The organism is Nocardioides sp. DN36 (assembly GCF_055380375.1).
The window spans coordinates 3,972,818-3,996,075 of sequence record NZ_AP043823.1 but is presented as its reverse complement, the minus strand read 5'-3'; the positions used below and the strand labels follow the sequence as shown (position 1 = coordinate 3,996,075).

General features: G+C 68.5%; 18 protein-coding genes. 11 read left to right on the top strand and 7 right to left on the bottom strand.

The genetic code is table 11. The annotated features are described in order from the left end of the window. Nucleotides 1-3: 3 nt before the first annotated feature. Nucleotides 4-369, bottom strand: coding sequence for an iron chaperone (locus ACZ43H_RS20150; RefSeq protein WP_464585894.1), 366 nt, complete (start codon nucleotides 367-369; stop codon nucleotides 4-6). Then, nucleotides 366-2,123 (bottom strand): DUF429 domain-containing protein, encoded by a 1,758-nt coding sequence (locus ACZ43H_RS20145; RefSeq protein WP_464585892.1) that lies wholly within the window; start codon nucleotides 2,121-2,123, stop codon nucleotides 366-368. Before ACZ43H_RS20145 ends, ACZ43H_RS20150 begins: the two co-directional genes overlap by 4 nt. 56 nt (nucleotides 2,124-2,179) lie before the next feature. Between ACZ43H_RS20145 and ACZ43H_RS20140 the strand changes: the two genes are divergently transcribed. The 7 genes from ACZ43H_RS20140 to ACZ43H_RS20110 all read left to right on the top strand — a co-directional run bounded on the left by ACZ43H_RS20140 (nucleotide 2,180) and on the right by ACZ43H_RS20110 (nucleotide 9,986). Next, complete coding sequence (locus ACZ43H_RS20140; RefSeq protein WP_464585890.1) at nucleotides 2,180-2,764, top strand: GNAT family N-acetyltransferase; 585 nt, start codon at nucleotides 2,180-2,182, stop codon at nucleotides 2,762-2,764. Continuing rightward, nucleotides 2,761-4,467: a glycoside hydrolase family 13 protein gene (locus ACZ43H_RS20135; RefSeq protein WP_464585888.1), complete on the top strand. Its 1,707-nt coding sequence runs from the start codon at nucleotides 2,761-2,763 to the stop codon at nucleotides 4,465-4,467. Before ACZ43H_RS20140 ends, ACZ43H_RS20135 begins: the two co-directional genes overlap by 4 nt. A 76-nt stretch (nucleotides 4,468-4,543) precedes the next feature. Beyond that, nucleotides 4,544-5,137, top strand: coding sequence for an HdeD family acid-resistance protein (locus ACZ43H_RS20130; RefSeq protein WP_464585886.1), 594 nt, complete (start codon nucleotides 4,544-4,546; stop codon nucleotides 5,135-5,137). Between the two features lie 84 nt (nucleotides 5,138-5,221). Next, entirely contained in the window at nucleotides 5,222-6,670 is a 1,449-nt protein-coding gene (locus tag ACZ43H_RS20125) for a serine/threonine-protein kinase (RefSeq protein WP_464585884.1), read from the top strand. 505 nt (nucleotides 6,671-7,175) lie between these two features. Further along, a complete protein-coding gene (locus ACZ43H_RS20120) occupies nucleotides 7,176-8,174 on the top strand; it encodes a ThiF family adenylyltransferase (protein ID WP_464585882.1) in 999 nt (332 codons plus the stop codon). After that, nucleotides 8,167-9,393 (top strand): hypothetical protein, encoded by a 1,227-nt coding sequence (locus ACZ43H_RS20115; protein WP_464585881.1) that lies wholly within the window; start codon nucleotides 8,167-8,169, stop codon nucleotides 9,391-9,393. Before ACZ43H_RS20120 ends, ACZ43H_RS20115 begins: the two co-directional genes overlap by 8 nt. Further along, nucleotides 9,390-9,986, top strand: coding sequence for a DUF3105 domain-containing protein (locus ACZ43H_RS20110; RefSeq protein ID WP_464585879.1), 597 nt, complete (start codon nucleotides 9,390-9,392; stop codon nucleotides 9,984-9,986). Before ACZ43H_RS20115 ends, ACZ43H_RS20110 begins: the two co-directional genes overlap by 4 nt. Before the next feature lie 35 nt (nucleotides 9,987-10,021). On the opposite strand, the gene ACZ43H_RS20105 is transcribed toward ACZ43H_RS20110, so the two are convergent. The 5 genes from ACZ43H_RS20105 to ACZ43H_RS20085 all read right to left on the bottom strand — a co-directional run bounded on the left by ACZ43H_RS20105 (nucleotide 10,022) and on the right by ACZ43H_RS20085 (nucleotide 18,922). Continuing rightward, nucleotides 10,022-11,443, bottom strand: coding sequence for an HNH endonuclease signature motif containing protein (locus tag ACZ43H_RS20105; RefSeq protein ID WP_464585877.1), 1,422 nt, complete (start codon nucleotides 11,441-11,443; stop codon nucleotides 10,022-10,024). Between the two features lie 788 nt (nucleotides 11,444-12,231). Continuing rightward, nucleotides 12,232-13,254 carry a hypothetical protein gene (locus ACZ43H_RS20100; protein ID WP_464585875.1) on the bottom strand — a complete coding sequence of 341 codons (1,023 nt, stop codon included), beginning with the start codon at nucleotides 13,252-13,254 and terminating at the stop codon, nucleotides 12,232-12,234. A gap of 165 nt (nucleotides 13,255-13,419) precedes the next feature. Further along, entirely contained in the window at nucleotides 13,420-14,919 is a 1,500-nt protein-coding gene (locus ACZ43H_RS20095; protein ID WP_464585873.1) for a hypothetical protein, read from the bottom strand. Continuing rightward, nucleotides 14,916-17,951, bottom strand: a complete 3,036-nt coding sequence (locus ACZ43H_RS20090) for a hypothetical protein (RefSeq protein WP_464585871.1) — start codon at nucleotides 17,949-17,951, stop codon at nucleotides 14,916-14,918. Before ACZ43H_RS20090 ends, ACZ43H_RS20095 begins: the two co-directional genes overlap by 4 nt. Beyond that, complete coding sequence (locus ACZ43H_RS20085; protein WP_464585869.1) at nucleotides 17,948-18,922, bottom strand: hypothetical protein; 975 nt, start codon at nucleotides 18,920-18,922, stop codon at nucleotides 17,948-17,950. Before ACZ43H_RS20085 ends, ACZ43H_RS20090 begins: the two co-directional genes overlap by 4 nt. A 223-nt stretch (nucleotides 18,923-19,145) precedes the next feature. Here ACZ43H_RS20085 and ACZ43H_RS20080 point away from each other — a divergent pair, with 223 nt between their 5' ends. The 4 genes from ACZ43H_RS20080 (at nucleotide 19,146) to ACZ43H_RS20065 (ending at nucleotide 23,079) form a co-directional block, all read left to right on the top strand. After that, complete coding sequence (locus ACZ43H_RS20080; protein WP_464585867.1) at nucleotides 19,146-19,886, top strand: response regulator transcription factor; 741 nt, start codon at nucleotides 19,146-19,148, stop codon at nucleotides 19,884-19,886. 341 nt (nucleotides 19,887-20,227) lie between these two features. Continuing rightward, nucleotides 20,228-21,088: a hypothetical protein gene (locus tag ACZ43H_RS20075; RefSeq protein WP_464585865.1), complete on the top strand. Its 861-nt coding sequence runs from the start codon at nucleotides 20,228-20,230 to the stop codon at nucleotides 21,086-21,088. A gap of 266 nt (nucleotides 21,089-21,354) precedes the next feature. Then, nucleotides 21,355-22,023 carry a hypothetical protein gene (locus ACZ43H_RS20070; RefSeq protein ID WP_464585863.1) on the top strand — a complete coding sequence of 223 codons (669 nt, stop codon included), beginning with the start codon at nucleotides 21,355-21,357 and terminating at the stop codon, nucleotides 22,021-22,023. Nucleotides 22,024-22,167: 144 nt separating this feature from the next. Then, entirely contained in the window at nucleotides 22,168-23,079 is a 912-nt protein-coding gene (locus ACZ43H_RS20065; RefSeq protein WP_464585861.1) for a tyrosine-type recombinase/integrase, read from the top strand. Nucleotides 23,080-23,258: the final 179 nt, after the last annotated feature.

Genomic DNA, 23,258 nt, shown 5'->3' with positions numbered 1-23,258 from the left:
GGGTCAGCCGAGCCGCTCGGCGCGCAGCGCCCGGACCACGCGGCCGATCAGGTCGAGCGGCATCGGCTTGTCCAGCGGGAAGCGCCCGGTGCCCCGGGTGGCGCGGTACGCCGCCAGCTCGGACTCGAGCCCGCCGTCGGCCGCGGTGCCGGGCTCGGGCAGCGGGTAGAGGCTGACGTAGCTCTTCCAGCCCGCGAAGTGGACGACCGAGCGTCCACCGACCTTGTAGGTCGGCATGTCGTAGGCGATGGTCTCGGTCGCGTCGGGCAGCGCCGACCGGATCGTCGCGCGCACCTGCTCGAGCACCGGCCGGACGTCGTCGGGGAACGACGCCAGGTAGGCGTCCACGTCGGCGAACTTCGCGGTCACGACTCCCCCTCGAGCTTCTGCAGGCGGGTGCGCAGCAACGGCTCGCGGTGGCTGTTGCCGTGCAGCGCGACGTACCTCTCGCCGAAGGCCGCGAGCAGCGCGTCGTCGAGGCGGCGCACGGCGCCGGGCGGGTAGCGGTAGCCCATCCGCTCGTTGAGCACCGCGGTGTCGATGGGCCGGAGCACGTCGCCGAGCTCGTCGAGGGAGGTGATGCCGAGCTCGAGGAGCAGCCCGGAGATCCACACGTAGTGGTCGGTGCGCGACCAGCCGGCGTCGGCGTACTGCCCCGCCAGGAAGGCCGCCAGCTCGCGCTGGCTGATCCGGGGGTCGTCGTCGGCGGGCTCGGCGGGGGTCGCGCCCATCCCCTCCTGCAGCCGGTCGCGGATGGTGGAGAACTCGCGGTCCGCGAGCTCGAGCAGACCGGCGGCCAGGGTGAAGCGGCGGTCGAAGTCCTGCACGTGCTCCTCGGGGATGGTGCCCTTGTAGCGGATGTCGTGCTCGAACTCCGCCCACGCGTGCTGCAGCACCGTGCGGATCTGGACCTGCACGACCCGGTCGCGCAGCAGGTCGTACGCCGGCTGGCTCTCCCGCGCAGCATCCAGGCTCACCAGCAGGTGCCGGCTGGCGTAGCCGAAGCGCCCCTCGCTGGCCGTCTCCCGGCCCATGTCCCGGTCGTCGCGGACCACGACCTGGTCGCGCAGCAGGTCGGCGACCGCGGCCACGTCGCTGTGCACGTAGGTGATGACCCGGACCCCGATCACGTCGGTGATGTCGTGCAGCGGGTCGGGGAAGGCCAGCTCGCCGTCGACCACCCGCGCGGCCTTGGCCGCGAACGACGCCACGGTCTTGGCCCGGCCGGTGACGCTGAGGTAGTTGATGCCGGCGTCGTCGAGGACGGTCTGCACGAGCGCCACCGCCTGGTCGGCGGCCCGACGCAGCGCCGCGTGCTGGGCGGCGTACTCCCGGACGGCCACCCGGACCGGGTCCTCGACGGCGGCCACCCGGCGCTCCCGCGGGGTCGGGACCAGGTCGTCGGGCAGCGTCGGGGTCACGATGTAGCCGCGCTCGAAGTCGCCGTACGTCGTGGTGAGCTCGGGCAGCCGCTCGGTGAACAGCGCGACGTAGGCGCACACGACCGCGTCGACCTGGTCCTCCACCACGCGCAGCTCGCTCTTGCGGGTGGCCTGCTCGACGCGGACCACAAGGTCCTTCCACGCACCGTCGAGCAGCAGCGGCGGGTCGGCGTCCGCGAGCCCCTGGAGCAGGCCCATCAGGACCAGCAGCTCGCCGCGCAGCCGCTCGAGGGAGCGGCCGGACTTGTTCTTGTACTTCAGGGTGCGGCCGAGCCGGAACAGCGCGACGGTCGCCGGGTGCGGGTAGACCTCGATCGCCCGGCGGGCACGGCCCGAGCGCGGGTTCATGTCCAGGCCCAGCCTCGAGGACAGCTGCGCGCCCCGCGGCGTGCCGCTCAGCTCGGGCTTGCCCGTGTTGGAGGGGTGCGCGCCGGCGTCGAACCGGGCGAAGTCGCGGTTGAGGTCCGCCTCCGCCGGCCGGTTGCCGGTGGCGTTGGGCACGATCAGCGGCGCGTCGATCGCGACCAGGCAGTCGCCGGCGACGTACGGCGCCAGCGCGGCCTCGATCTCCTCGTCGGTGGAGACCGCGGACAGGTGCACCAGCTGGCCGCTGTCGTCGAGGACGGCGAGGCCGGTGGGCTTGCGCAGGCCCCAGGCCAGGTCGACGCCGACGAAGTACATGCGGTGAAGCCTGCCCTATCCGCGGCTGCGGCGCCTCGGGCTCCTAGATTGAGGCCATGCCCCAGGACCTCAGCGCCGTCGACTGGCCCGTCCGGACCGCACGGCTGACGATCCGGCCGGCGACCGTCGACGACTTGCCGGAGCTCTACGAGTTCCGGCGGCTGCCCGAGGTGGCCGAGTGGCTGCCGACGCTGCCCACCGACCGGGACGCGTTCGTCGAGAGGCTCAGCGACCCCGACAAGCTCGCGGTCACGCTGGTGGTGGAGCGGGACGGCCGGCTGGTCGGCGACCTCTACCTCCACATCGGCGACCCCTGGGCCCAGGCCGAGGTGGCGGAGCAGGCGAAGGGCACCCAGGCCGAGCTCGGCTGGGTGCTGGCGCCCGAGCACGCCGGGCAGGGACTCGCGACCGAGGCCGCCGCCGAGCTGCTGCGGATCTGCTTCGAGGACCTCGGCCTGCGCCGGGCGGTCGCGCTCTGCTTCGCCGACAACGTGGCCTCGTGGCGGATCATGGAGAAGCTCGGCATGCGCCGCGAGGAGCACAACGTGGCCGAGTCGCTGCACCGGTCCGGCCGGTGGCTCGACGGCTACGGCTACGCGCTCCTCGCCGACGAGTGGCGTGCGGGAAGGATGGGCGGATGAGCAGCCACCCGTGGTGGACCACCGCCGTCGTCTACCAGGTCTACCCGCGCAGCTTCGCCGACTCCGACGGCGACGGGATCGGGGACCTGCCCGGCATCACCAGCCGCCTCGACCACCTCGAGCGGCTCGGCATCGACGTGCTGTGGCTCTCACCGATCTACCCGTCCCCGCAGGACGACAACGGCTACGACATCAGCGACTACCAGGACGTCGACCCGCTCTTCGGCACCCTGGCCGACCTCGACGAGCTGATCGCCCGGGCGCACGCCCGCGGCATCCGGGTCGTGATGGACCTCGTGGTCAACCACACCTCCGACGAGCACCCGTGGTTCGTGGAGTCGCGCTCCTCGACCGACAACCCCAAGCGGGACTGGTACGTCTGGCGTCCCGCCCGGCCCGGCACCACGCCCGGTGAGCCCGGGGCCGAGCCCACCAACTGGGGCTCGTTCTTCTCCGGACCCGCGTGGGAGTACGACGAGGCGTCCGGCGAGTACTACCTGCACCTGTTCAGCAGGAAGCAGCCGGACCTGAACTGGGAGAACCCGGAGGTCCGGCGCGCGGTGCACCGGATGATGCGCTGGTGGCTCGACCGGGGCGTCGACGGCTTCCGGATGGACGTCATCAACATGATCTCCAAGGACCTGCCGCGCGGGGCCGAGCGCGACGGGGTCGTCCCGCCCGGCGGCACGCACGGCGACGGCGGCCCGTTCTTCCTCTGCGGTCCGCGCATCCACGAGTTCCTCGCCGAGATGCACGCCGAGGTCGTCGCCGGGCACGAGGCGACCCTGCTCACCGTGGGCGAGATGCCGAGCGTGACCGTCGAGGAGGCCCGGCTGTTCACCGACCCGGCCCGGCGCGAGGTCGACATGGTCTTCCAGTTCGAGCACGTGGGCATCGACCAGGGCGCCACGAAGTGGGACGTGCTGCCGTTCGACCTGACCGCGCTCAAGGCCTCGCTGGGCCGCTGGCAGGAAGGGCTGGCGGAGAACGGCTGGAACAGCCTGTACTGGAACAACCACGACCAGCCCCGGGTGGTGTCCCGGTTCGGCGACGACGGCGAGCACCGGGTCCGCTCGGCCAAGCTGCTCGGCACCGTGCTGCACCTGCACCGCGGCACGCCGTACGTCTACCAGGGCGAGGAGCTCGGCATGGCGAACGCACCGTTCGCCGGGATCGACGACTTCCGCGACATCGAGTCGGTCAACCACTACGAGCAGGCGGTCGCCCTCGGCGCGGACCCGGCGGACGTGCTGGCCTCGCTGCGGGCGATGGGGCGCGACAACGCCCGCACCCCGATGCAGTGGGACGCCTCGCCGAACGCCGGTTTCACCAGCGGCACGCCGTGGATCGCGGTCAACCCCGACCACACGGAGGTCAACGCCGAGGCCGCGCTGGCCGACCCGGACTCGGTGTTCCACCACTACCGGCGGCTGATCGCGCTGCGGAAGTCCGAGCCCGCGGTCGCGCACGGCGACTTCACGATGCTGCTGCCCGACGACCCAGTGGTCTATGCGTTCACGCGGCGCCTCGGCGACGTGGAGCTGCTGACGGTGGCGAACTTCTCCGGTGAGCCGGTCCGTCCTGCGGTGCCCGGCTGGGAGCAGTGGGCGGGCGCCGAGCTGCTGCTGGGCAACGTGGCCGGAGCGACCGGTCCCGAGCTGGCGCCGTGGGAGGCGCGGGTGCTGCGGCGTACCGGCTCCTGACGTCGGGCTGCATGCCCATTCTTGGGGCAGCGCACCCCGTCCCGGCGCGCGTAGCGTCCGGGAGCAGGAGGCCGCGATGGACAAGGACTGGCTCGAGGTCGGCTGGAAGCTGCTGGTGACCCGCGGCGCGATCGCGATCGTCTTCGGCATCGTGGCCGTCGCCCGGCCCTCGGAGACCGCGACCGCCCTCGCGCTGCTGTGGGGCATCTGGGCGATCGCCGACGGGGTCGGCTCGCTGGCCCAGGCGTTCTGGCCGGGCGCGGAGTCGTCCGCGCGCTGGCTGCTGGCGGCGATGGGCGTCATCGCCCTGCTCGCCGGGATCGTGGCGGTGACCAGCCCTGCGGTGACCGCGGTGACGCTGACGTGGATCCTCGGCCTGTGGCTGATGGTGCGCGGCGTCTTCGAGCTGTTCGGCGCGGTCTCCTCGACGACCACCGTGCCCCGCGGGCTGCTGGTGCTCACCGGCCTGATCGACCTCTTCCTCGGCGCGCTGTTCGCGGCCAACCCGGGCCGGAGCGCCACCGGCATCGCGGTGCTGCTCGGCCTGGTGGCGCTGCTGTGGGGCGTGGTGTTCCTGGCCGTCGGGCTGTGGGTGCGCCACGAGCGGAACGCCCACCCGGACCCTGCCGGCGCCGGTCCGGCCGGCGCGGGTCCGTCGCTCGGCGTCTGAGGAGCGTGCCTCGGCCGCTGGTCGACGCACGCGGGTGGCACCGCCGAGGGGATACTTGTCGCCGGTCCGGGTAAGGGCCCTTCCATGGCACCGGAACTCATCGCGGGACGTTATGCGGTGCTCCGCGCCGTCGGTCGCGGCGGCATGGGCACCGTGTGGCTCTGCCGCGACGAGCTGCTCGGGCGTGAAGTGGCGCTCAAGCAGGTCGGCGTGCTCCCCGGGGAGTCGGTGCCCGACGTGGCCCGGGCCCTCCGCGAGGCGCGGTTGTCGGCGGCCCTGAACCATCCCCACGTGGTCTCGGTCTTCGATGCGGTCGAGGCTGACGACCACATCTGGTTGGTCATGGAGTACGTCCCGGGCGAGACGCTCTCCGAGCTCGTCGCCCGGGAGGGCCGACTCGCCCCCGAACGGGTCGCCGCCATCGGTGCCCAGGTCGCTGAGGGACTGGTCGCCGCCCATGCCCGCGGCACCGTCCACCGCGACGTCAAGCCCGGGAACGTGCTGGTGGCCGGAGACACCGCCAAGATCAGCGACTTCGGCATCGCCCGCGCCCACGGTGAGGACCAGCTGACCCGATCGGGCCAGGTGATGGGCACGCCGCTCTACTTCTCCCCCGAGCTGGCACGCGGCGCCGACCCCTCGCCCGCGGCGGACGTCTGGGCGCTCGGCGCCACCTTGTACACGGCCGTCGAGGGAAAGCCGCCGATCGCCGGCCGCGGCAGCGCGATCGCGACCCTCGCTGCGATCGCGGAGACCCGGCCGCCGCACCCCGAGCACGCCGGGTTCCTCGCCGAGCCGATCGGGCGGATGCTCGACCCGGACCCGGTGTCGCGCTGGACGATGGCGGACGCGGCGCACGCCCTGCGCCAGGCCGCGGACGTGCACCGATCCCCGGGGACGCTGACGATGACCGGTGCCGCGGAGCCTGCGCCCCGTGCGGCAGCGGCATCGGCACCTGTGAGCGCCGACGTCGAGACGCCGCCGGATCCCGGCCGGCGCTCCCGCTGGCCGGTGCTGCTCGGGGCGTTGGTGCTGCTGCTCCTGGCCGGGGTCGTCGGTGCCGTGCTCCTCCAGCAAGACGGGCCCCGTCCCGCGGCCGGCCCCGACTCCACGAAGCAGACCCCGACCCGAGGGAAGTCGGAGTCACCGAGCCCGTCCGCGACTGGCTCCGCCTCGCAGTCGAGCTCACCGTCGTCCTCGCCGTCGTCATCGACCCCGTCGTCGGCTGCGCCGGGGGCTGCGCAGAGCGTGGCGGCGTACTACGCCCTGCTGCCCGGGGACACCCGGACGGCCTGGGGGATGCTGGGCAGGGACGCCAGGGCGCAGGCGGGCGGCTACGACCGCTACACCGGCTTCTGGGGGACCGTCAACGACGTCGACGTGGACGTGGTCTCGACCGACGGTGACGTGGTCACCGTCCGGCTCACGTACACGAGCGGTGAGGGCACGTCGGACGAGACGCGGCAGCTCGAGGTCGAGCGCGACGGCGGCGACTGGATCATCACCGAGGACCTGGGGCCGGTCAGGTCCTGAGCAAAGGTTCCCACGCGGAAGACGTGCGGCTTCGGCACGGCTCCGACGCAGCGTTTGTCTCGCGATGGCGTCGGCGCCGAACAGTCTTCCGCTCCGAGAACTGCTGTGCTTGGCTGATCCGGCTCGCTTCTCCAGCGGGCAATACTCGGAAAACGGAGGAAATCATGAAGATTGAGGTTCGCAAGGTCGAGCAGGTCCGACTCACGTACGAATGCTCCGCCACCCACTGCGACAGCTGATCGCGCGCTCCCGGCGAGGCAGGCCGCTCTAGAGGCAAGCCCGCCGCAGGAACCACGGTGGCCCGCCACCTCGCACTCGCGAGTGGCGGGCCATCCGTGAGTATCCGTCCGCGCCCACCACTTCCACTCCGCTCGGGGGACCGATCTCGATGAAGCCTGACACCGTTCCGCAGCTCAAGCCGATGGCGTGGCGGCAAGCCGACGATGCCGTGACGATCATCCATGATCCGCGTGAAGCGATCGAGCTGTCCGATGACGAGGGAGCCGTGTCCGCGCTCCTGTCCCTGCTCTCCGACGGCACCCGGGACCTCGCGCAGCTGCACGAGTCGATCCTGGAGACGCACCCGGCAGTGACGGCCGAGGAGGTCGCCGGTGCCGTCGAGGCCCTCGACGAGCTTCGCCTGCTCGAGCGCGTCGCGAGCACGCCTTCGCCGCACGACATCGACGGTCGGCACGTCAGCAACGCCGCCTTCTTCAGCACCTTCTCGACCCTCGACCTCAGCACCGACGAGATGCTGGGCCGGCTCGGCTCCGCCCGGGTGCTCCTCCTCGGCGTCGGCGGCCTCGGGTCGAACGTGCTGCAGAACCTGGCCGGGCTGGGCATCGGCCACCTGACCCTCGTGGACAGGGACCTCGTGGAGCCGCGCAACTTCGCTCGCCAGTTCGTCTACCGCCGCAGCGACATCGGCCGGCCCAAGGTCGAGCGCGCGGCCGAGTGGGTCCGGGAGTTCGACCCGGGCATCGAGGTGGAGACGCTGGTCAGGGACATCACCTGCGCCGACGACGTCGCGGCGCTGATCGACCACACCTCACCCGACCTCGTCGTCTCGGGGGTCGACTCCCCGCCGGAGTCCATCGATCGCTGGGTCAACGCCGCCTGCGTGCGCCGCCGGGTCCCCTACATCCGCGGCGGGATGAGCGTCACCGAAGGTGTCATCTGGTCCGTCGTCCCAGGGCTGACGGCCTGCTACGCCTGCGGTCGAGACGCAGCGGTCAAGAGCGACGACGCGCGTCAGCGAGAGACCTGGGACCAGATGCACCGGGCGGCGGTGCCACGCGTCAACCGGGGGATCGGGCCGGTGGCGACGCTCCTGGGCGGCATGGTGTCGATGGAGGTCACCAGACTCCTGCTGGGCTACGCCCCGCCCGCGTACGCCGGCGGCCTGGCCGTGATCGACCTCCGCGACGGCTGCCGCTTGGACGTCTCGATGGGTGCGCCGAACCCGGACTGCGAGGTCTGCGGACGAACGGGCGACAGTGCCTGAGAGCACCTCGGAGCGGGACCTCGCTCGGCTCCGGCTGGCCCTGGAACCGGTGGTCGTCGTCCCCGAGAACGACGACGAGGTCCGCATCGGGAACCGGGGCACGGCCTCCTTCGTCGCCGTACCCCGCGTCGGCGGCGTCGTGATCGAGGGCCTCAAGGACGGCCGGTCCATCGCCGACGTCGCCGCCGAGGCTTCGGCACTGGCCGGCGCGGAGGTCGACGTCGAGGACTTCCTCGACACCCTGGAGAGCGTCAACGTCATCGACTACGCCGCCGTCGACGTCGCCGCCTACCGCGGGGTCCGGTGGATCGGGAAGCTGCCGCCCTGGGTGGTCGCTCCGTTGTTCGGCCGCATCGCCTGGTGCGTCTACGGCGGCGCGTTCCTCTTCGCGGTCATGGTGCTGCTGCTGAAGCCGGAGCTCCGCCCGACCTGGGAGTCCTACCTCTTCCTCCCCAACCCGCTGGTGGCCATCCTCGTCCTCTACGCCTCGAGCTTCGCCAACGGCTTCCTGCACGAGGGCTACCACTGGCTGGCCGGGATCCACGCCGGGGTGCCGGCGCGCTTCCGCATCAGCCAGCGGGGCATGGGCCTGGTGTTCGAGACCGACCTGACGCTGCTCCTGACGCTGCCGCGTCGCAAGCGCTACGGGCCGATGCTGGCGGGACTGGCGCTCGACAGCGTCCTCCTCGCGGCCTGCCTGGGCCTGCGCTGGGCCTACGCCGATGGGCTCGTGGACCTTCCGGCATGGCTACCGCGGTACGCCGGTGCCCTGGTCCTGCTCATCGGCTTCTCCATGCTCATCCAGTGCGCGGTCTTCCTGCGCACCGACCTGTACGCCGTACTCGCTCTCGCCCTGAGGTGCGACAACCTGTACCGCACCAGCTGGCTCACGCTCAAGGACTCGCTCCGCGGCCTCGACCCGGCCGAGAGCGCCGAGCTCGACCAGGCCAGCCCGAGGGACCGCGACGTCGCACGCTGGTTCTACGTCCTGTACGTCGTCGGCATGCTGGCCGTCTTCTGGTGGTTCGTCACGTACGCCATCCCCTCGCTGGTGTCGCTGACGTTCTGGCTCGTCACGAACCTGGCCTACTACTCGCCGACGACCTGGGACTTCTGGGGCTCGGCAGGTCTCATGCTCCTGGCGGTCGGCGTGTTCCTGGCCCCGCTGCCCATCTGGTTCAGGGAACGTCGTCGACGCGCACGAGGACTGATCGCATGAGCACCGCCCAGACCGCTGCCCGTCGTGGACGGCGCCTCACGCACCTGGTCGTCGTCCTGATCGTCTCGGCGCTGGTGGTCGGCTACTCCCTGAACCAGCAGGCCCGGACGGTCGTCGGCCTGGTCCGCGGGTCCGAGACGGGCCTCGAGGTGCGGACCGAGCCCTGCCTCCCGGGGCGGGCCGTTCCCATCATGGACAGCCCGCACCGGCCGCTGGAGCAGCTGCGCGACCATGACTACTCGTCCGACCCGCCGACCTCCGGACCACACTTCGCGATCCCGCCGCAGCCGGGCATCTACACCGACCCGCTGCCCGCGCCGTCGTTCATCCACGCCGAGGAGCACGGCCACGTCGTGATCGCCTACCGCCACGACCTGCCGCCGGAGAGTGTCGACCAGCTGTCGAAGATCGCTCGAGAGCACCTCGACGAGGTGATCCTGACGCCCTACGAGGAGATGTCGAAGCCGGTCGCGCTCGCGGCGTGGGGCCGTCTCGAGACGATGTCCGACGTGGAGCCCGACAAGGTGGAGGCGTTCATCAACGAGCTGGCAGGGCGGTACGACCACGGCTGGGCTCGGCCACCCGCCTGCTGAAGGACCTGGTCGGGTCCTGAAGTCGGGGACGTCCTTCAGAGGGCGAGCTGGTCGAGGCGGTAGCCGTGTTCCCACTCGAGCTCGCGGGCCTCGGCGCGTTCCTGGTCGTGCTGGTTGCGGAGCTCGCCGAGGGTCTCGAGGAGTTCAGTCGCGGTGAACTGAACCTCGCCGGCCTCGATCTCGAGCTCGGGCCACTCGGTGCTGACGGGTTTGGCGGGCGGGGCCACGTCGTGGGTGAACCCGGCGGGGGTGCGGAGCCGGAACGAGCCGGTCTCGTGCTGCTCGACGGTGAAGCCGGGGGCGTGCTTGGCGGTGTGGCCGCGTTTGCAGGCCGGCCACAGGTTCCCGGGGGTGGTGGCGCCGTGCGGGTAGGGGTCACGGTGGTCGAGCTCGACCTGGGTGGCGGACCGGTCGCAGGCCGGTTCGAAGCAGCTGCCCCATTCGGCGACCACGTGCCGCCAGATCGGGGCGGTCGGCTTGTAGGAGGTGGTGGACAGCTCGACCATCCGCCCGGCGGGGTCGGTGAGCATCCGGTGCCAGGTGGCGTCCGGGTCCGCGGCGATGGCGCGGGCGAGTCCGGCCGGGATGACCGTGCCGCCGGCCAGGACGCCGGGGTCGTCGCCGATCCCCATCACGGTCTGGATCGGGACGGTCAGGTTGATCACCGGTCGGGCGTACGCCGGGGTCGGCACCCCGTCGCCGCGGCCGATCAGGAGGTCGATGGCGAGGTCGGACTTCAGCTGTGCCACGGTCCGCTCGTCGCCCTCGCGGCGGAGTTGGCGGGCGGCGTGGGTGAGTCGGTGGTCGGCCAACATGACCCGGTCGGTGGTGGCGGTGATGCCGAGGTGGGCCATCCCGTCCTCACCCTCCGACGCTCGGACCCGGCGGTCTGCCTTCGCTGTCCGGTGGCGTTCCTCGGCGTCGGCGGCCTTGAGCCGGTTGATCTCGTAGGTCAGCTTGTTCCGCAGCTGCTTGGGGGTGCACACCACCACCGGCGGCACCCCGGCCAGGCCGTGCGCGGTGGAGAGGTGCCTGGTCAGGAACTCGGTGAGCCGTGGGCCCAGGATCCGCAGGCGGAGCGGGTCGGTGACCGCGTGCCGGACCACGTCGGCCAGCACCGTGGCCCGGTAGGAGTCCAGCTGCCCGGCCCCGCACAGGCCCCACACGTCGGGGAGGTACTGCTCCAGGAACAGGGCGACGTTCAGCTCGTGCCGCACCCGTGACTCGGACAGCCCCCACAGGGCGGAGACCTCGGTGACCGTCTCCGCACGGGGGGTGAGGGTGAAGTGCCGGGAGACCGCCGTCCGCGCCTGGTAGTCCGCCTCCCGGCGGCGGTGGAACTCCACCAGCCGCCGCCAACGCTCCGCGTTGGCCCGGGCCTCGACCACCCCGGCGGCGACACCACCGGCCAGCAGGTCGTGGTCACTCAGGTCCGTAAGATCGTGTGCAGGGTCCATCGCTCATCCCTTCCGTCAAGCGTTCGACCCTTCACCACACACGCTAGACGGGACCACCGACACTCCGGCCCCGAGCGGTTCAGCACCCGGGTGCTGAACCGCGGCACGGGTGTCCGTGCCTTGTACTCGCCGGGATCCGAGGAGGGGAAGCTCAGCACTCAGGTGCTGAAACGGGGCAGGGGCTGTAGACGTCCAGCTACCGTCCCCGACGCGAGACCGTTGAGCTCACTGGATCTGAACTCGGGCGTCGAGGACGAAGACGCCGCCGGTTCAGCGCCTAGGTGCTGAAACCTCAACTGCCGCCGACATCGATTCCCGACACCGCGCACGAAGCACGTCCCGTCCGATCGGACAGTGACCGGCGACCCAAGTGTCAGGGGCATTCCGCCCAGATAGACGCACGGTCGATCCGCGTTCACGGATCGCCCTTGACCCGGGCACTGCACGTGAGGTCCTGCCTTACGAGGCTCTTCCTTCGCAGATCGTCTACCCCGCCAGACGGTCTGAGATCACCGCGCGGCGAAGCCGCGGCACACCACGCCCCGGTCAAGGGGTGACCTGCCAACGCGACCAGGCCGGGGCCTGGCTTGTCGTGCACCGTTGGTCGACCACCCGACCTTGAGGATGCGGAGCGCTGCCGAGAGCTCGCTCACATTCACGTAGGTCGCCACTCGACGTCAGTTCATTCATCAGCACCGGAAACGACACGGTGAGAGTCCGTGCTGCGCGTGGAAGGAGAGCCTTCATCAGACCCGGCACGCGATACTGGATCAGACCTTCGGTTGTGCCTACCTCGGTTGAGCGTCACTCGGGATGGCGCCTTGTTTGGAGCGCTGCCTTGCAAGCAAGAGGGATCGCTTAAGATAGGCGTCCGCGAGGGTCGAGACGTCGCGCCTAAAACCAGGCGTTAGCGAAACAAGTTCGGCGTCGATTCCCGCGGCCTTCGCGGTCGCGAGGGATCTCGTCACCGACGGCGCTCCTTCCCCGATCGCCGCGACGACGACATGGGTGACGAGTTCCGGCCGGTAGTCGATGAGCCACGTCGTGACTGACCCGTCTGGTTGAACGAGCGTCGCAAGTGTGAACCGTGATCGCCTCGCTAGGTCCAAGAGCTGAACGAAGCCGTCTTCGGCCTTTCCTCCGGCCTTGTACTCCACGGCGAGGGCGCCTTCCCGGAGCTCGAGGACACCATGGACCCTGAGGCCGCGGTTGCTGAGCTCGGCATTCTCGGCCGAGGTTGTGGCGCGTGCTCGACCGACAATATGGTCCGTTGCCTGTGCCGGCTGGGCGCGCCCGACCGATGCCCGCTGGGTCGCGGACTGGGTTGGTCGGACTGCGCCGGTGCCGTCAACACCTACTGACGTTGTCGGCGCCAGGATCAGCTGCGCGCCTGTGTCCGCGGTGTCGATGACGAAGCCGCCATGTTCCGCGCAGAGCTTGGTCAGGCGTGCGCGGGCCACGATGGCTCTTGCCTGCACCTTGGGATGCAGCTGGCCGAGCAGTTGGGTGAGGAAACCGCGCATGTAACCCTTCGACGGAGGGTGCGCGCCGGCGAGTGCGTTCGTTGCGAGCTGAAGGGCCAGGTCTTGAGCCCTGAGCTCGTGATCGAACGAAAGGTCTGCGGCCGCGGCGCTGCAGCTTTCGGGGTCGGCGAGTTTCTGGCGATCCGAGATCAGGCTCAACATCTCGGGCAGTGGGGCGCGATCGATGATGTTCTTGGCCGCGTCTGGCACGACGGACCCGGTTCCGGCCTTCTCTACGTTAGAGACACCGTCTTGCAGCAGTTTCTTGCCGGTGGCGTCGGTGTGCACCTGCTTCGCGAGAGCTTCGTCGTGGACGCCTGTCCCGGTCAGGGCGGAGTGTGTTTCCGCTGCGGTAGCGGCGGCCCTGTTTCGGATCAGGGCTTGGCTGGCTGTCGGGGTCCGTTGGGCCGCTTCGGCAGCTCGGACGACCGCACGTGCTCGCGGGGTGCTCACCTAGCGTCCGCCAGCGATGATGATTCGCCGTAGCATCACGCCCTGCACGGCAAGGTTGGCGATGTCGGCGAGCTGTCCGGGGTCCTCGGCCGTGTCGCCGCGACGGAGCAGTCGGTTGACTTGCAGAGAGGCGGAATAGAGGGTGCGTTCGGCCGCTCCGAGGCTGCGTCGGAGCAGGAAATCCCCGGTGGCAAAGAGAAACGCCGCGACGGCCCCATAGGGCCCGAGCGGAGCGACCAGGGTACTGATCGCCTGAATGATAGCGCTCGCCGCCTGCTGGTGGGCGGCATCGCGGTCGTGCTTCTCGGCGTCCTCGGCCAGGAGCGCAGAGACCTCAGCCTTGACGCGTGGTGGCATGTTGTCGAGTGCTGTCGGGACGAAGAATGGCAACCTCCAGACAGCGAGCGGTCCCGAACTCTCGACGCTTGCCAGCAGGTCGGCGACCGTCGTCGAGGTCTGGGGCGAGGTCAGCATGGCCTGGGTGGATTGGTTCGCCGCTGCCCTCAGATTGGTGATTGACTCGTCGACCTTGTCGAGTGCCCGGTAGACCAGGTCGATCACGCCTGCCTCAGAGGCTTTGACGTCGCTGGGGTTGAGGAGACCGAGCTCGTCGAGGTCGATTACCAGCAGGATGGGATGCGCGGTCGCCAGGTCCTGCCAGCGCTGCACGAACTGTGCGGTGGCGCGGACCTTGTCCTCGTCCTTCTTGACGATGCCGAGGGACTCGAACGCTGGGCGCCAGCCCTCCTCAACGGTGAACGCAAGGGTCGCCACGCCGTGTGCTGCGCTGGCCGCCTGGCTCAACCGGGCCAGCGGCGTCAGGGCCAAACCGAGTGCCACGGCCCGGACAAGGGTGTTGCTCCCGGAGAGTTTGTCGAGGTCGGCGGCACGGCGCAGGGTCGTCAGTTCGCGGGCGGCGGTCATGAACGTCCTCAGGTCGCGGAGGTTTAACGGCGCGGTCGCGACGTAGGTCCCGCGGATCGCGGGGAAACGGGCTTTGGTCTCGACGACGAGTTGTTCGGTTGCGAACAGGTGCAGGTGGAGCAGTTGACTCGCGGCGATGTGCACGGCGAGAACGCCTTGGGCGAGGCGCGCGATGGAATTGACACGGGCTGTCTCGATGGCGACGAGAGCGTCGTCGAAGGCAACCAGAAGTCGGGTGCGGTCGATCTGCTCGCGGGTGTCGCCTACGTCGTAGAAGAAGTGCTCGAACCACTGGTCTCGCTGTCGGGTCGAGATCTCGAGGACGCCATAGGCGGAGGTCACGGTAGCCGCGTCCAGCCATGTCGGTTTGGACTGGAGAACCGCATCGCAGAATCTCGTCGCGAATCTAGACACCTCGATGTCCGGCACGGCGCCGTACAGGCTTCCTGCGGTGAGCGTGACCGATGCGCGTTCGGCCGCGGTGATCGGGCCGCACCCCATCTGGTAAAGCAGTCGGCGTGTTTCGTCGAGCCAGGCCGGGTTGCGGGCTATTGCTGTGTTGGTTTCAACGCTCATTTCGGGTTCAGACGGTCGGAGGTTTGGAGCTTGACCAGGTCGGTGGGGATGCGAACGCGGTCCAGGCGCACGCGTCGAGGGTGCTTCGGTCGTACCCCAGTCGCCTCTGCGATTTCGTCGGCGATCGACAGGTAGACCGGTTCGTCGACGCCGATCAGGAGGTCGCCGGGCAGCACGATGCCCGTGGACAGGTAGAGCGCCACCGATTGCTCGAACCCAGGACGCACCGGTGCGACCGACCTGGTCGCGCCGGCGGCGAGGAACTTGTCCCACAAGGGGTCATCGGTGCTGGAGGTGATCGCGGTGTCCCAGCCGGAGGTATCACCCCAGTAGTAGGGATAGTGGATCCAGGTGGTGTTCTCCCATTCGATTGCTTGCTCGAGCAGAAGCACCGCGTCCCGGCGCCGGTTCATCGCCTGCTGGTCGATTTCTGGCCAGCGGTCCGCGGGGCTGGTGGCGTCGGGGTCTTGGTGGACGCTGTTGGTGCCGCCGTACGGTGACCGGTCGGGTCGTTGGCCCAACAGTTCTTCGACGATGAGGCGGCGGATCTCGGTCCGTTCGACATCCGCGTGATCGGCGAGGTCGAGGTCGGCGAGGGCTCGTTGCTGGGATGAGGTTGCGAGGGCGTCGGCGAGTCGCGATTCCCAGTCCGAGTGTCGCTGGTTGAAGGCTGCGCTAATCCGGTCGAAGTTGTGGATCTGCCAGGCGGCACGGGCCTCATCTGCGAGTTGGCAGTGCACGGTCACCGAGACGACCGCGCCCTGGCATTCCCGTACCTCCATGATCACCGGGACAGTCGAGCCGCTGTCGGCGTCAATGGTCTGGTGTTGGTCTCCCGACGAGGTCGCCCCGGTCATCGGCAACGAGGTGTCACCTTCGCTGAGCAGTCGGAACGGTGGGTTGTCGCCAACGCCGAGCATGACCAGGCTGGTGGCCGGGTGGCCGACCTCGTCCTTGATCTCGGCGGTGCCCGATGCGGTCCATGACCCAGTGTGATAGCCGTCGGGAACCTGGATCGACGCAGAGGCGAGGTAGGGATCTTGGTCCTTGCTCGGCTGGGTCAGAATGGTGGTGGTCGACCTGAGCTGCGGTGGCGGTGCTTGGATGTCACCGGCGCCGACCTGGGCGGCCATGGCGAGGTAGTTGTCGAAAGTCAGCAGCTCGGCGGTCAGCGGCACCTGTGTGCCGTGCACGTCCACGGTCGGGAATGTCGGTTCCGGGCCGGCGACGGTTTCAGGTGAGTTTGCGGAACGGGCCGCTGCGAGGGCGGCGCGGATGCCGCCGCCGGGCACGGGTAGCAGAAACTCGAGCATTAGTCGCTTGCCGTAGTTCTCCATCCACACGTCGCACACGGCGTCCACGTTGCGGTACACGCCCGACCGGTTCTGGGCCCCCCGGCCGGTGTTGCGGAACGAATGCGCGTCGCGGTCGTCATTTTCGAGAACCCTGGCTGTGGTGCGGGACTGGATGACGCGTTCGACCACTCGTTGCTTGGCCTGTTGGGTAATCGTGTTGGCGTAGGCCTCGGAGGCGTGGTCGGAAGTCTGGCGGCTGTCGCTGCTGGCGTAGCGCGCGTCGACACTGCCGCTGACGAACTCGCCGTACTTGGCGCTGATGCTGAACCCGCCGGATAACGATGTCGACTCCTGGACTGCGGCGCTGGCTTCGCGCAGCAACTGGACCTGTGTCGACGTCGTCAGGTCGGTCTCGATCTCGGTGGTGGTATCGGTGGTGAACGAGGTGGTGCTGGTGGTCTTCTCCCGTTTCCGCAGCACGCGTCGCCGGGACTCCCCGGCCATCACGTTCTCAATGTGGGCGATGCTGCCGAGCTCGTACCGCGCCTTGCCCATACGGACGATCTTCAAGTCTGCGATCAGGGGCGGTCGCGACAAGCGGCTCAACGGGAGCGCCAACTGCGAGGAGAGCCGGATCGGGGTCTGGTCGAGCAGCACGGCTACTGCCGACGGGGCGGTCAGGGCGTCCGGGTCGCCGTCGGCCTCGCTGAGCTTCTCCAGTAAGGCGGCCAGGTGCACGGTCCGAAGCAGGCCGGCGATCCAGGCGACGTTGTCGTCTCGCGTGCCGCCGCCGACGCCGAGTCCGATCTGGATCTGGGAGTGGAGGCGGAGGCGGTAGGAGTTCCAGTCGGGTGAGCCGACGACGTCGCCGAGGGTGCCCAGCAGATTGGTCGAGAGCCACTCATGCAGTTCTGGCGACCCGATCTGATCATCGCGCCCCAGGAGCAGGTCGTTCAGTTCAGCCATAGGAACGCGGATCAGGTCGTAGCCGTCGCGAAGCACGCTCGGATCCTGGATTCCCCCGTTGTCATCGACGCAGGTCCCGTCGTGCGTCCCGGACTCGTTGTCCGGGGGATCCAGCTCGATGTAGCCGGTGGACTCTGAGACCGGTGCCGGTGCTCGTAGAGACGCCAGCCGGAACACGTCGACCGCCTGCCCGGTCTCGAGTTGGCGGTCACCGTCCTGGGCGCGTCCCCCGCCGTCGGCCGCCGAGTGGGCTGCGTTCTCTGGGTCGTGCTCGGAGGTGTTGTCGTTGGACTGCGTCATCCGCGGTTCGTCGTTCTTATCCCGACCTGGTTCCTGACCCTTCCGCTTGGGGTTGCCGGCCTGGGTGTCGTCGCGATCGAGTGCAGGTGCCGCGACTACCGCTATGTCGACGTCGGTGTCGTCATCTAAGACGGTGATCACGATCTGGTCACTGGGGCCGGGCGCGTGGAAGGTCAGGCTGCGCTCTGCAGCCCTTCCGAGGGTCAGCGCGGGTGCATGACGGGCGCCCTTCGGCGCGCTCACTGCGATCGATCCGGCTCGGACGTGGGCGTGAATGGTGAGGTTGACACCCTCGCGACGAACGTTCTTGAGGGGACGAACGAGTCGTAGCCCGGCGTGGCCGGCGACGCGTAATCCGGCCGTCCCGTCGATCCGGTGGCGGATGACTTCCGCTGACATGTCATCGTCGAGGACTAGCCACTTTCCGACGGTGCGGTGGTTCAGTGGGGTGTTTCTGGTCGTGGTCGTCATCTCAGCTCCTGTAGGTCGACACCCGCGCCTACGCGTGGCGTGCTGGGTGCACCCGCACGCTTCCGGGACCGGCCTGCGTGTGCGTCCGCGTCGGTCGGCGCCAGGACCTCCAGCTCGAGGTTCTCCTCAGACGCGGCTCCTCCGTCGCTGACCACACGCACTTGCCACTGCCCTGGGGGTGTCGTCTCTGGCACCCGGAACCTGACGCGGCCCCGTGCGCCGAGAAAGATCAGGTGACGTGGCTTTCTTCGCTCGGCGGGGTCGACGAGCTCGGCGGTGGGTCGATCAACGCCGGGACCAGCGGTGCCAACAACCAGGTTGCTGCCCAGCACCTCCACCACTCCGCCGGCGGGCACGCTGCTGGGGTCGAGTCGGACCAGCTTCAGCGGGTTGGAGGCCAGGCCCTTGTTGCCGGTGTAGACGACAGCCGAGGTGCCGGTCAGGGCAGTGAACGCATCGGGGAGCGCGGGGATCCCGTGGATGGGGCCCTGGACGAACTGCGTGAGCACATAGAGCACGGCTACGAGGTTGAATAGCGCGTACTGGAAGTCGACCAGGTCGAGGTCACCCTGGTCATCGGCCACTAGGTCGAGGACGCTCGCGCGTTTGGCTTGCGCCTTCTGCAGTTTGCCAGATTCGATCTTCTGGCGCGTGGTTACCTGGCTGAGCACGGCGGCTGCGAATGGCCCGCCGAAGGCGATCAGGTACTGGGGAGAGAGGTTCTTGGTCGCGGTGTCCACGAAGTCCGGCGGGACCTGCCCGTGAGGTAGGGGCACTCGGGTGGACTCCAACAGCGCCATGAACACGATGGTCAACAGGCAGTAGCCGATAACGATGGTCCACATCAGCGCGATCGCGCGCGAGGTCGAGAGTCGCCCGTCCTTTCCGACGACTAGGCCGCCGCGCCGTGCAAAGGGCGGCCGCTCCCGGGTCGCTGAGCGCAGGCCCCAGAAGATCAGTGCGAGGAACACGAGCAAGATTCCCAATGCCCACGCCTGCTGTGCACGGAACTCGATGGCCTGGGGATAAATAGCCCGCGCGGCACCATTCATAGCTGCCCCCGAAATCGGTGAACTCTGACCTATGAGCATGTGAAAATGGCCAGCCCGTCGGCAATAATCACTTTGAATAATGAGTCGGAGTACTGGGTCGCAGGTCGCCGAAGGCGCATCCGGGCCTTACTCGGGGGCACCGATGAACGAACGAGAGCACGAAGATCAACGTCCGGTTGTGACCTTGGCCGGCGGCAGCGCCGACGAGGGTGCGTCCCTGTCACGGGAGCTCGATCGCGCGGGCGCGATGCTTCTCGCTGAGCTGATCGAGGCAGACGAGGTACTCCACACGAGGCTCGACCTGGCGGGTGGGACCGCGACCGTCGCCAGTGGCGTCGGCCAGGATCCTCAGTTCGAACTGGGGGAGGCGCTGGGCAGGTTCGGGCACTTGCATCCCGCTGTGCTCAGCTACCTGGCCGAGGGCGACGATCGTCGCCCGCGACGCATCAGCGACGTGTGTGGGTCGTCAGCTTGGCGAAACAACCCCGCCTTCCTCGAGGTCTTTGGCGACAGCAGAGCCATCCACCAACTGAGTCTGGTCACGGAACTCAGCGACAGAGTCGGCGTCGGCTGGGTGCTGACCCGTAGCGGCCGAGACTTCTCCGTGGACGACGTGGCGATCGCGACGCGCGCGCTCCCTCACCTGACCCGGCTGGCAGCCCTCTCCCGACGCCTTCGGCCAGAACCACCGACTCAACCACTCCTCACTGCACGCGAGGCAGCGGTCCTCGATCTGCTCGCGACCGGAGCCGCCGCCCGTACGATTGCCCGAACCCTGGGCATCAGCATTCCGACGACGCGCAAGCACCTGGCGCACATCTACGAGAAGCTCGGTGTACACGACCGCCTGAGCGCTGTATTGATGTCGACCGGAATCCGATGACCATCTGCTGCACCTGGTGCAGTCAACCCATCCCCCCGGGTGCAGCGAGTCCGGGATGACCGGTTCGTACGTGCGTCACTCCGCCGCGACAGCCGCCAGCGTCGTGCCGCTGCCTCGTAGCCCTCCGGAATCGATCTCGAGTCGTGTCACTGGGGCAGCCTCAAGATCCATCGATTAGAAACGCCTAGGACTGCAGGACTAATGCGACTCAGGGGGAGATCGCCGTCGCCATCCTCAACGCTCGGCTGACCGGTTTCACAGCAGCGCAGAACGGTACATACGACCTGAACATCGACTGGTTGGAAGTCCTAACCGCGGCCGCCTCCGTTGGGGCGCCACCAATGGTGATCCTCCCCTATCGGCGACCGCTCATCGAGATCGAATGGCGCATCCTCATGGTGGCCAGCAATCTGACTACGTCGGTTGACCGGCACGGGGTCCAGGTTTGGAGGAAGTCCGACGCCTTCGAACAACTCGATCCAAGCGAGAAGGGGGCGGTGAGCTACTTCTTGGGCATGACGCAAGCCCAAGTGACCTGCAGGCGACGTCTCCGCATACCCTTGCTGGCTCATCTGGATACTCTGCTCAAATTGCTCGGGACAGCATTGGCCGGCAAGCGTCCCGACTTCGTCGGTGTTGACTTCAGCGGCGCGATCCTTCCTGTCGTTGTCGAGTCGAAGGGACGGACCGGGCCAGCCGGGCCGAAGGTTCTGGCGGACGCCAAGGCGCAGGCGCTCGCCTTCCCACATGTGGCCGGTTCATCCGCGCCGGCGGTTGTGGTTTCGGGTTCTGGATTCCGAGCGAGTGGAAGGTGGACCGCGCGGCTTCACGATCCGCCCAACGACCGTGCTTCTGATCTCGTGGTCTCGAGAAATGCGGTCATTGCTAGCCACTACCTTCCTCTGGTCGAGGCCGTCCGCGAGGCTCCAAGCAAGGAACGTCGTGAAAGCGACTGGTATGCGGCGTTGCCAGGAATCGACGCGAACTTCATCATTCCCGCCGTGGCATTCGAGGCACTCTCCGGTTACAGCCTCGCTGAGACGTATTCAGACAAGAGCCTGGCGGAGGCTGGAGCAGCGATCGCGGAATCTCTCGCTCCCCGCAGGGTCCAGCGCGGTCAGCGAAGGTACGTGGGGCGTAACGGCGTTGGGTTGCAACTCGGACCGACTTGGCAGGACATGCTGGGCCCCGAGTCTCGCTGAGGTCTGCTGTTGAACCCTCTTCCCAAGCGAGCGTTCGCAGTCTGATTCCCATTCCGGCGGTAGGCCAACGGGCATGCGTCCTTACGCCGCGAGCAACCGTCGGACGAGGCCGTGACCGCCACCCTCGTTCGGAACTCCGAGGGCGTGCGAACTTCAGAGGCCAAGCCTGGCGGTGACCCTCGGGATCGCGGCGCGAGGCGCGGACTTCATGACCCGTTTGTTGCGTCATCCCCGATCGGCGGGCAGCCGGCTCGTAGGTTTCGATCATGAGGCACGGGGAGACGGAGTGGTTGATGCAGAAACGCCTCACCGCGGGCTGGCTCACCCAGATGCCGGTGATTCATAGCGAGCCGCTCTTCCTTGCTGCCTGGGAGGTGATGGCCAACTACAAGGTGAACGACTCCCGGAGGCACTGGAACGTGCCTTCGATCGACTTCGTGTTTCTCGACCGCGCTGGGTTGATGGTCCTGGTCGAACTGAAGCGAGAAGTTCGCACTCCGCGCGCTGGATGGGACCTCGTCTGTCAGGTCACCCACCGTGCACACGCGCTGGCATCTGGATTCAGCCAAGTCGGACTCGAGAGCGTGTACCTCGACTGCCGTTCAGGACTGGATGGCCGCGCTACACGCTCGTCCGACATCAAGCCGCTACTCGAGGCGCATGCCGAAGCCTTCAGTCAGTCGCCGATAGACGAGCTTCCGGCGCTGCCGGTCAGAAGGATGGTGATGGCTGATGACTTCGCTCCATCGTTCGCACGAGTCTTGCGCTCCGTGAACACGGGGACGCCCACCCAAGTGGCCTCGGCGCTCAGCAGCTACAAGCCCACCGGTGAGATCAAGCGATACCTAGACCTTCGTCAGGATCCGGCCCTCGTTGACACAGGACCAATCCACGCGGTCACAACCAACGGACGAGCCTGGCCGAGGGCCAAGTAGGACTCCGCCGATCTGCGAGCTCCTATGCGTCTCATCACCGCCTGGAGACAGGTTGCGCGCGGGACGATTCGTCCAAGGCGCCTCACTCCGTGTGTGTGGCGATCCGCGGTCGGGCGTTGGCGTCAGGTCGCCGGGAGCCCCGTCATGTCGAAGACCACTCTGCTGCCCTTCCAGCCCGAAGCGATGAGTACGGCTCAGCTGGCTGCGGTGTCCTACCTGGCCCGCTACTCCGGGCACACCCACACCTTGTACGCCTACCAACTGCGCCGCTGGTTCGGCTGGTGCGAGACCAACGGCCTTGACCCGTTGGTCGGGATCCAGCGGGCGCACGTGGAGCTCTACATTCGTCACCTTGGCGACTCCGGCCTCATGCCCTCCTCGGTGACCACGTCCATGCACGCTGTCCGTGGCTTCTCCCGGTTCGCCCACATCGACGGACTGATCCCGGCCGACCCGGCCGTTTACGCGCGGCTGCCCAAAGTCCATGCCGATGAGTCCCGCACCCAAGGGCTGGACCGACTTGAACTGATCCGGTTCCTCCAGGTCGCTCAGACCATCACCGTCCACCATGGCGCCCTGGCCTATCTCCTCGGGATCAATGCACTGCGCGCCTCCGAGGCCGCCGGCGTTCGGATCGAGGACTACCGGGAGACCTTGCGAGGGCACCGGGTGCTGCATCTGGTCGGCAAGGGCAATAAGCCCGCCACGATGCCGTTGACCGTGCCCGTGCTCCGCGTGCTCGAGGCCTGCCGCGGCCAGCGCATCGAGGGACCGCTTGTCCTGCGACCCGTCTCCGGCAATCCCATCGACCGTCGCGATGCGTACCGGATGGTCGTACGGATCGCGAAGGCCGCGGGCATCCCCCGACACATCAGCCCGCACTCGCTGCGGCACGCGGCCATTACCAACGCCCTCGACGCCGGAGTGCCCCTGCGGGACGCACAAATCTTGGCTCGACATGCAGATCCAAGTACGACCGAGCACTACGACCGCGCCCGCGGCAACCTTGATCGACACGGCGTCCACTTCCTCACCGCCTACGTGGCCGGCGTTTGAGACCCGCCTGCGGCTCACTCCAACTCTCGCCAGGCAGTAGCCCTCACAACCCTTCTGTCAGGTCGGAGAAAGCTCCGGTGAGGACCGATGGCCAAAGGAGCACCGGCACGACGGCCACGATGACCGCGAACACCACCAGCCCGAGCCAGGGGCGCCCCTTCCACACATGGAGGATCCCA

Excerpts from the sequence above, each read along its gene's own strand:
- ACZ43H_RS20145 (WP_464585892.1), bottom strand. The coding sequence starts at position 2,123 with ATGTACTTCGTCGGCGTCGACCTGGCCTGGGGCCTGCGCAAGCCCACC.
- ACZ43H_RS20140 (WP_464585890.1), top strand. The coding sequence starts at position 2,180 with ATGCCCCAGGACCTCAGCGCCGTCGACTGGCCCGTCCGGACCGCACGG.
- ACZ43H_RS20135 (WP_464585888.1), top strand. The coding sequence starts at position 2,761 with ATGAGCAGCCACCCGTGGTGGACCACCGCCGTCGTCTACCAGGTCTAC.
- ACZ43H_RS20130 (WP_464585886.1), top strand. The coding sequence starts at position 4,544 with ATGGACAAGGACTGGCTCGAGGTCGGCTGGAAGCTGCTGGTGACCCGC.
- ACZ43H_RS20125 (WP_464585884.1), top strand. The coding sequence starts at position 5,222 with ATGGCACCGGAACTCATCGCGGGACGTTATGCGGTGCTCCGCGCCGTC.
- ACZ43H_RS20110 (WP_464585879.1), top strand. The coding sequence starts at position 9,390 with ATGAGCACCGCCCAGACCGCTGCCCGTCGTGGACGGCGCCTCACGCAC.
- ACZ43H_RS20105 (WP_464585877.1), bottom strand. The coding sequence starts at position 11,443 with ATGGACCCTGCACACGATCTTACGGACCTGAGTGACCACGACCTGCTG.
- ACZ43H_RS20095 (WP_464585873.1), bottom strand. The coding sequence starts at position 14,919 with ATGAGCGTTGAAACCAACACAGCAATAGCCCGCAACCCGGCCTGGCTC.
- ACZ43H_RS20090 (WP_464585871.1), bottom strand. The coding sequence starts at position 17,951 with ATGACGACCACGACCAGAAACACCCCACTGAACCACCGCACCGTCGGA.
- ACZ43H_RS20080 (WP_464585867.1), top strand. The coding sequence starts at position 19,146 with ATGAACGAACGAGAGCACGAAGATCAACGTCCGGTTGTGACCTTGGCC.
- ACZ43H_RS20075 (WP_464585865.1), top strand. The coding sequence starts at position 20,228 with ATGGTGATCCTCCCCTATCGGCGACCGCTCATCGAGATCGAATGGCGC.
- ACZ43H_RS20070 (WP_464585863.1), top strand. The coding sequence starts at position 21,355 with ATGAGGCACGGGGAGACGGAGTGGTTGATGCAGAAACGCCTCACCGCG.
- ACZ43H_RS20065 (WP_464585861.1), top strand. The coding sequence starts at position 22,168 with ATGTCGAAGACCACTCTGCTGCCCTTCCAGCCCGAAGCGATGAGTACG.